At 69.9% G+C, this 8,571-nt stretch carries 5 protein-coding genes; all 5 read left to right on the top strand.

Annotated features, from left to right (window positions below; genetic code table 11):
- Positions 1-1,966 (top strand): type VI secretion system ATPase TssH (tssH, locus tag CYJ07_RS20085; protein WP_104205475.1); only part of this gene is annotated, 1,966 nt, incomplete at its 5' end.
- 3 nt (positions 1,967-1,969) lie between these two features.
- On the top strand, positions 1,970-3,565 hold the full coding sequence (locus CYJ07_RS20090; protein ID WP_104205476.1) for a sigma-54 interaction domain-containing protein: 1,596 nt from the start codon (positions 1,970-1,972) through the stop codon (positions 3,563-3,565).
- Positions 3,562-4,218: a type VI secretion system-associated protein VasI gene (vasI, locus tag CYJ07_RS20095; RefSeq protein WP_104205477.1), complete on the top strand. Its 657-nt coding sequence runs from the start codon at positions 3,562-3,564 to the stop codon at positions 4,216-4,218. Before CYJ07_RS20090 ends, vasI begins: the two co-directional genes overlap by 4 nt.
- Before the next feature lie 7 nt (positions 4,219-4,225).
- Positions 4,226-5,653 (top strand): type VI secretion system protein TssA, encoded by a 1,428-nt coding sequence (gene tssA / locus CYJ07_RS20100; protein WP_104205478.1) that lies wholly within the window; start codon positions 4,226-4,228, stop codon positions 5,651-5,653.
- Between the two features lie 76 nt (positions 5,654-5,729).
- Positions 5,730-8,571, top strand: a 2,842-nt coding sequence (gene tssM / locus CYJ07_RS20105) for a type VI secretion system membrane subunit TssM (protein ID WP_104205479.1), incomplete at its 3' end; no start/stop codon positions are given.

Genomic DNA, 8,571 nt, shown 5'->3' on the forward strand with positions numbered 1-8,571 from the left:
TGCCGCGCGTATCGTCGAAGGCCGCGTGCCGGCGGCGCTGGCCGACGTCGAGCTGATGAGCCTCGACCTCGGCGCGCTGCAGGCGGGTGCCGCGGTGAAGGGTGAGTTCGAGAAGCGCCTCAAGGCGGTGATCGACGAGGTCAAGACGGCGCCCAGGCCGATCCTGCTGTTCATCGACGAGGCCCACACCCTGATCGGCGCCGGTAACCCGGAGGGCGGCGGCGACGCCGCCAACCTACTCAAGCCGGCCCTGGCCCGGGGCGAGCTGCGTACTATCGCCGCCACCACTTGGCGCGAGTACAAGAAGTATTTCGAGAAGGACCCGGCGCTGTCGCGGCGCTTCCAGCCGGTGGCGTTGGCCGAGCCCAGCGTCGACCAGGCGCTGGTGATCCTGCGCGGCCTGCGCGATGTCTACGAGAACGCCCATGGCGTGCTGGTCGGCGACAGCGGCCTGCGGGCCGCCGCCGAACTCTCGGCGCGCTACCTGGCCGGCCGCCAGCTGCCCGACAAGGCGATCGACGTGCTCGATACCGCCTGTGCGAGGCTCTCCCAGGCGCTGGACACGCCGCCGCGCCGGCTAAGCCACCTCAAGAGCGAGCATATCGCTGCCCAGCGCGAGCGCGAGCAGCTCGACCGCGAGCGCCTGCTGGGACGCAGCCCCGACGCCACCCGCGAGGCCGAGCTCGACGCCCGCCTGGCGCGGCTCGAGGAGGAGGTCGAACGGCTCGAGGCGGCATGGGCCGACCAGCGCGAGTGCGTCGATGCCATCATCGCCCTGCATCGCCAGCTGCTCGATGCGAAACCCGTCGTCGCCGACCCTGCAGAGGCATCCGGCGAACCCGGCGGTGATGGCGTAGCGAAAGCGGACGAGCCCGGCGACATCGGCATCGTGGACGATCCGCAGGCGACCTTGGCCGTCCACGAAGCGCGTCTGGCCGAGCTGCAGCAGGAGTTCGCGCTGGTCAACGCCAGCGTCGAGGAGGCGCAGATCGCCCAGGTTATCGGCGACTGGACCGGGGTGCCGGTGGAGCGCATGACCAGCGACGAGCTGACCCGTCTCACCGAACTGCCCGAGCATCTCGGTCGGCTGATTCAGGGCCAGGACGTCGCCATCGAGCGCGTGCACCGCCATCTGCTCACCGCCCGCGCCGACCTGCGCCGCCCCGGCCGCCCGCTGGGAGCCTTCCTGCTGGTCGGCCCCAGCGGCGTGGGCAAGACCGAGACCGTGGTGCAGATCGCCGAGCGTCTCTATGGCGGTCGTCAGTTCCTCACCACCATCAACATGTCCGAGTACCAGGAAAAGCACACCGTCTCGCGGCTGATCGGCTCGCCGCCGGGCTACGTGGGCTTCGGCGAGGGCGGCCTGCTGACCGAGGCGATTCGTCAGCGGCCCTACTCGGTGGTGCTGCTCGATGAGGTGGAGAAGGCCCACCCGGACGTGCTCAACCTGTTCTACCAGGCCTTCGACAAGGGCGAGCTGGCCGACGGCGAAGGCCGCTTGATCGACTGCAAGAACGTGGTGTTCTTTCTCACCTCCAACCTGGGTTACGAGGCCATCGTCACCCACGCCGACGCTCCCGCGGCGCTCGACGACGCGCTCTATCCGGTGCTGGCCGATTTCTTCAAACCGGCCCTGCTGGCGCGCATGGAGGTGGTGCCCTACTTCCCGCTGGGGGCCGATACCCTGCGCGATATCGTGGCGGTCAAGCTCGATACCCTGGCCGAGCGCATCCGCTCGCGCCACCGCCGGGCCGAGGTGGTGCTCGACGAGGCGCTGCGCGACGCCATCTGTGTCCGCGCCACGCGCAGCGAGAACGGCGCGCGCATGCTCGAGTCGGTGATCGACGGCGAGCTGCTGCCGCCGGTATCGCGGGCGCTGCTCGACCGCCTGGCGCGGCACGAGCCGGTGACTCGCGTGGCCTTGGGCGTCGACGCGGATGGCGCTTTCACCGCGGAGGTGGTCTAGGCGATGACGGCGAAGGCGATCGACATGCGCTGGTGCGAGGGCGGCTTGCCGACGGGGCCCGGCCTCGACGGTATGGCCCGCGCGCTGGCGCTGGTCGAGAGTGCCTCGCCGGTCGAGCTGCGGCAGCGGGCGTGCGGCATTCTCGGGGCCGGCCATGGCCTGGCCTGGGTCGACTGTCTCTACCTTGATGGCAGCGGCCGCTGGCTGGGGCGCGATGCCGCCGAGGCGCGCTTCGACTGCGACGACTTCCGTCACCCTTACGCCCACGCCATTCGTCAGGGCAAGCCGCTGCGCCTCGGTCTGGTGGAGGCGCGCTCACGACTCGACCATCCCGACTTCCAGGCCCAGGTGTCCGAGCTCTCCGGCGCGTTGCAGTTGGTCGCGCGCCCGCTGCGCGCTCACGACGGCAAGCGCGAGTGGCTCGGAGCCTTGGCCCTGGCCGGCGAGGCCACCATGCTCTCCCGGCTCGAGGCGGACCCCGAGTACGCCGCCTTCGAGGCCTTGCTGTGCCGGCTGTGGGCTGGCTTCACCCGCCACCAGGGCGAGCGGCAGCGCGAGGCGAGCCTGCGTCAGTCGCTGGCCCAGCTCAACGACGGCGCACGGCGCCAAGCCCTGGCCGAGCGACTCGGTGGCGATCTGCTGGGGGGCTCCGCGGCGATGCAGGCGCTGCGCAGTCAAGTGGTGCGGGCTGCGGAAACCAACCTGGCGGTGCTGCTGCAGGGCGAGACCGGCACCGGCAAGGATCGCGTGGCGCGCGCCATCCATCGCCTCTCGTCGCGCAGCGAAGGCGCCTTCATGGCGATCAACTGCGCGGCGATTCCCGAGTCGCTGCTCGAATCGGAACTCTTCGGTCACGCCAAGGGGGCCTTCTCCGGTGCCGATCAGGCACGCGAAGGCCTGATCAGCCAGGCCGACGGCGGCACCCTGTTCCTCGACGAGATCGGTGACATGCCGCTGCCGCTGCAGGCCAAGCTGCTGCGGGTGCTGGAGAGCGGGCGCTACCGGCCGCTGGGGGCGAGCGAAGAACGCCGCGCCGACCTGCGGCTGGTGGCGGCGACCCATCAGCCGCTGCGTGAGCGCATTCGCGACCAGCGCTTTCGTGCCGACCTCTACTACCGGCTGGGGCAGTTCCCGCTGACCTTGCCGCCGCTGCGCGAGCGCAGCGAGGACATCGCCGAGCTGGCCGAAGCCTTCGTCGCCGACTTCTGTACCCGTGAAGGGCGTGGCGACATGGGCATCACGCCGGCGGCGCTGCGCCAGCTGCGTGAGCGCGACTACCCCGGCAACGTGCGCGAGTTGAAGAACCTGGTCGACTACGCCTGCGCCATGACGCGTCCGGGCGACGACATCGTCCCCGCGGCACTGCCTGGGCTGCCGGAAGCCGAAGCGAGTGCCGAGCCCGGTGCGAGCGCGAGCAGCGCCATGGCCGCCGATACGGTGCACGACCTGCGGCGTGCCCTGCGCGACTACGAGGCGGAGCTGATCCGCCAACGCCTGCTGCTGTTCGGCGGCAATCGCGCTCTGGCGGCCGAGAGCCTCGGCCTGCCCAAGCGCACCCTGGCACACAAGTGCCGACTGCTGGAACTGGATGCCAAATGAGTTCGATCCCGACTTTCCGCCCGGTGCGCTGGCTGGCGCTGGCCGCGGGCCTTGTCCTGAGCGGAGCCGTCTGGGGCGACATCGCGGCCGATGCCCTGGTGACCCAGGCCCGTGAGTGCGCGTCCGAGGCGTCGCGCCTGGATCGGCTGGGCTGCTACGACGCCCTGTTCCAGGTCCGCGAAAGCGCGGCGGAAGAGGGCGCCCCCCGGCCCGCGCTGTGGTACGCCGTCAATGCTCAGGAGACCGAGCGTGACGGCGACGCCATGGGGCTGCTGGTGCGCGAGCGCGGCGACACCGTGCTGATCACGGCGCCGGCGCTGGGCAGCGTACCGCCACGCCCGCAGCTGGTGATCGCCTGCGAGAAATCGATCACTCGCTTCCAGGTTCACTTGCCTCAGGCGCTCGACGTGCCGCGGGTTCAGGTACGCCTGCGTGCCGGTGGGCACGAGCTGGAGCAGGCCTGGCAGGCACGCGACGGCGGCTACGTGGTCAGCGGTGGGCGCGGGCTGCCGGCCATCGCCACGCTGCAGCAGCTGCTCGGTGCCGACGAACTGGTGCTTGGTAGCGACCAGGCGGTGCTGAACGAGCTGCGTTTCGAGATCGCCGGGCTGCGCCAGGCGCTCCAGCCGCTGCGCGACGCTTGTCGCTGGTGAGGTGGTGATGCGCATCGTCAACGAGACACAGCTGAACGACCTGCTCGCCGCACTGCCCCCCGAGGGCGCCGGTCGGCCCCTCGACGACAGCGGCGACTACGCCTGGCTCGACGAGGAGATGATGAAGATCGGCTCGCTGCAGCATGGCGCCGTCGATTGGGAGGGCGCCGAGACCCGGGCCGTGCGCCTGCTCAGCGAGACGGGCAAGGATCTCAGGGTACTCGGCCACCTGCTGCACTGCCTGCAGCGCGAGGGCAATGGCGTGCGCTTCGCGCTCTCGCTGCGCCTGTTGGCCGGAAGCCTGGAGCAGTGGTGGGACCAGGCTCATCCCTACCGCGGCCCCAAGGGCGAGCGGCTGCGGCCCCGGCTGTTTGTCCAGTTCACCCAGCGGGCCCTGGCGCTGGCCGAGGCGCTCGATTTCGACAATGCCGCTGAAGAGCATCAGGCCTGCGAGGCCGCGACTGAGGCCCTGCTGGCCGCGGCCCAGGCACGTGAGCTGCCGGATGACGCCCTGGTCGCGCTCGAGCGACAGCTGCACCAGGCGCGGCCGTGCCAGGCATCGTCATCCGCCGCGCCGGAGCGCGAGGCACGTGCGGAGCCCGCCACATCGAGCGGCGGAGCGGCAACGGCGGCCAAGGTACCCGAACTGCGCCTGGAGGCCGGCAACGAACGTGGCAACCGTCAGGCGCTGCTGAAGATGGCCGATTTTCTCAACGAGCAGCATCCCGGCGAGCCGCTGGGCTACCGCCTGCGCCGTCACGCCATCTGGGGCACCATCCAGGCGCTGCCGGCCAGCCGCGACGGTGGGCGTACCGAACTGGCACCACCTTCCGCCGACCGGGTGGCGGAGTATCGCGAGGCGCTCGGTCGCGGCGGCGATGCCGAGCTGTGGCAGCGCATCGAGAACAGCCTGGCCGTCAGCCCCTACTGGCTGGAGGGGCACCGGCTCAGCGCCGGTGTCGCCGAACGTCTCGGTCATCCGCGCTGCGCCGTGGCCATTCGCGACGAGGCGAGCCGCTTCGTCGAGCGCCTGCCCGGCAGCGAGTCGCTGACTTTCAATGACGGCAGCCCGTTCGTCGACGACGACACCCACCAGTGGCTCCAGGCTGCCTCGGGCACCTCCGGCGCAGGCGGCCAGGAAGGTGGCGGCGACCCTTGGCAGGAAGGGCTGGCCGAGGCTCGCGATAGCCTGGCGGCCGATGGCCTGGAAGCTGCCCTGGCGCGCCTCGATCGTGGCCTGGCGGAAGCGCGTTCGCCGCGCGAGATCGCCTACTGGCGTCTGGCCAGCGCCGATCTGCTGCGCGATGCCGGCCTGGTCGCGCTCGCCGCCCAGCACTATCGCGCGGTGCGCGAATCGCTGGCGGGGCTGAGCCTGGAGCAGTGGGAACCCGCGCTGTTGACGCGCCTCGAGCGGGCGTCGGAGAAGGGCGCATGAATACGATCCGCTTACGACATCACCGGCACGACGACGTGACCGACAACGTTATCAACAGGGACGAGGGCTAAGGCTCATGTGGAAAAGTATGAAGTCGGGTCTGAGTCGCTGGGTTCCCGGCGTCTCACGGGCACAAAGCAATGCCAATCTGGCCAAGGCGCATGGCAACAAGGCGCAGGGCCTCGGCAAGCAGGCCAGTCGGCTCACCGCACTGCTGTGGTGGCTGCTGCTGGGTGGGCTGGTGGTCGCCATCTGGTGGCTGGGGCCGATGTGGCAGGTGCGCGACGGCTACCCGCTGGCCCCCTGGCTCAACCGCCTGCTCGCTACCCTGGCCCTGGCCACGCTGGCGGCCCTGATCTGGGGCATACAGTTGGCACGCCGGCTGCGCGAGGTGGACTCCGAGCGGCGACACGCCGAACGGCTGCAGTTCGATCCGGTACTGATGCAGGTCGAGCAGCAGGAGGCGAACCTCAATGCCACGCTGCAGGAGCTGATCGACAATGTCGGGCCCGGCCCCGGGGCGCGCTATCGACTGCCCTGGTACCTGGTGATGGGCGTGGAAAATGCCGGCAAGACCAGCCTGATCAATCGCTCGGGGCAGAACTTCGCCCTCACCCATGTGATGAAGGCTTCCGGCCAGGGCAAGAAGGGCCAGTATGGCTTCGACTGGTGGATCGGCGACAAGGCGGTGCTGATCGATCCCGACGGCGAACTGCTCACCCAGGGCGCGTTGGAGGGAGGCGAGCCCCAGGAACTGCAGAGCCGCCTGTGGGATCACTTCGTCGGCTGGCTGGAGCGCAACCGCGCCCAGCGCCCTCTGGACGGCGTGGTGCTGGTGCTCGACCTGGCGCGCCTGAGCGACGCCCGGGTCGCGGTGCGCAAGGCCTACGCCTCGCTGCTGCGGGCACGCCTGCGCGAGCTGATGGAGCGCCACGGCGCGCGCCTGCCGATCTACGTCACCTTCAGCAAGATGGACCTGCTGCACGGCTTCGACGACTTCTTCCGCCACTACTCCCGTGCGGCGCGCCGCGCACCGCTCGGCTTCACCTTCAGCGCCGAGAGCCTTGAACGCGCCGACCGCTGGGCCGACGAGTTCGCCGATGCCTACGACGACATGCTCGAGCGGCTCAACCGCAGCCTGCCCGCACTGCTCGCCGAATGCCGCGACCGCGAGGAGCGCGAGGCGGTATTCCGCTTCGTGCGCCAGCTCGCCGGCCTGCGCGACGTGCTGCTCGGCTTCCTGCGCGAGGCGCTCTCCAGCGATCGCTTCTCCACCGCGGCCATGGTGCGCGGCACCTACTTCACCTCGGTCTACCAGCAGGGTGTCCCCGAGGACCCCTTCGTCGATGCCGCCGCCCGCCGCTACGGCATGGACGACAGCATTCAGCCCGCCCATCGAGCGGCGCGCAGCGCGCTCTATTTCACCGAAGAGCTGTTCGACAAGGTGATCTATCCCGAGGCGGGGCTGGCCGGCGACAACGCCCGCGCCGCCCGGCGCCGCCGTCGCGTGCGGCGTGCCAGCGCGTTGGCCTGCGTGGTGACCGGCCTGGCACTGGTAAGCGGCTGGAGCCACTTTTACCAGAAAAATGCCACCGCCTTGGCGGCGGTGGAGGAGAAGGCCGAAACCTTCCTCGCCACCCGGCCCGACGAACTGCGCAGCGACGACCCCACCGGCTACGCGCTGCTGGAGCCGCTCGACAGACTGCGGGCCGCGACTCTCGAGTTTGGCGACTATCGTCAGCAGCTACCGTGGCTGGCCGACATGGGGCTCTACCAGGGACACTCGCTGGGGCGCGAGGTGGAGAACGCCTACCTGGCGATGCTGAGCTATCATTTCCTGCCCTCGCTGATGATCGGCATCATGGACGACATGAACCGCGCCGAGGCGGGCAGCAACCAGAAGCTGGCGTTGCTGCGCGTGCTGCGCATGATGTCCGATGCCAGCGGGCGCCAACCCGAGCGAGTCGAGGCGTTCATGGCGCGACGCTGGCAGCGCGACTTCCCCCAGCGCGGCAGCGTGCAGGAGCGCCTGCTCGATCACCTCGCCTATGCCATGGCGCATACCGATCTCGAGAGCGGGGTGACGGCCGGCGATCACAACGCTGAGCTGGCGATGGCGCCACTGCGCGGCAGCCTGCAGGCCGCCCAGGAAGAGCTCTCGCGCCAGCCAATGGCCGAGCGCGTCTATGCCACCCTCAAGGCGGCCAGCGACCGTCGCAGTGGAGCGGCGCTCGACCTGCGCCAGGGTGTGGGTCCCTCCTTCAACGCCGTGTTCATGGCGCGCGACGACGAGCTGGAGCGTCTGCGTTTGCCCACCTTGGTGACCCGCGACGGCTTCGAGGGCTATTTCCTCAAAGAGATCGAGCAGGCAACCGAGCTGGCACTTATCGATCTCTGGGTGCTGGGGCAACGCGAGGACATCGCCTTCAGCGCCGCCGACGAACGCCAGCTGCGCGACGCCCTGCACGAGCGCTATGTCAGCGACTATCACGTGACCTGGCGGCAGGTACTGGACGATCTCCATCTGGTGCCCATTCCCGACATCGACCAGGCCGTGGTGGTGGCCGACACCCTGCTCGGTGCCAGCCGGCCGCTGGATCGCCTGCTCGGCGAAGTGGCGCACCACACCCGGCTCTATCCTGAGTTGCCGGCTGACGACGAGGTGGCGCGCCAGGCGTTGGAGCGTTCGCCGCGCTATCGCCTGGCAGGCGAAATCGAGCGTAACTTCCGCGAACTCAACGGCCTGCTCGACGCGCGCGGCGACAATCCAGCCGACATCGCCGAGATCAAGATCGCCATCGGCGAGCTGCGCGACTACCTGCGCCAAGTGCAGGGCGCCAGCGATCCGGGGCGGGCCGCCTTCGTCAACGCCCGCGATCGCCTTGCGCTACGCGGCGGCGACCCCATCCACAACCTCA

It is taken from the genome of Billgrantia saliphila, assembly GCF_002930105.1.
GTDB classification, from domain to species: domain Bacteria; phylum Pseudomonadota; class Gammaproteobacteria; order Pseudomonadales; family Halomonadaceae; genus Halomonas; species Halomonas saliphila.

Bases quoted from the DNA above. Each gene is read 5' to 3' on its own strand.
- CYJ07_RS20090 (WP_104205476.1), top strand. From the start codon at position 1,970: ATGACGGCGAAGGCGATCGACATGCGCTGGTGCGAGGGCGGCTTGCCG.
- vasI (WP_104205477.1), top strand. From the start codon at position 3,562: ATGAGTTCGATCCCGACTTTCCGCCCGGTGCGCTGGCTGGCGCTGGCC.
- tssA (WP_104205478.1), top strand. From the start codon at position 4,226: ATGCGCATCGTCAACGAGACACAGCTGAACGACCTGCTCGCCGCACTG.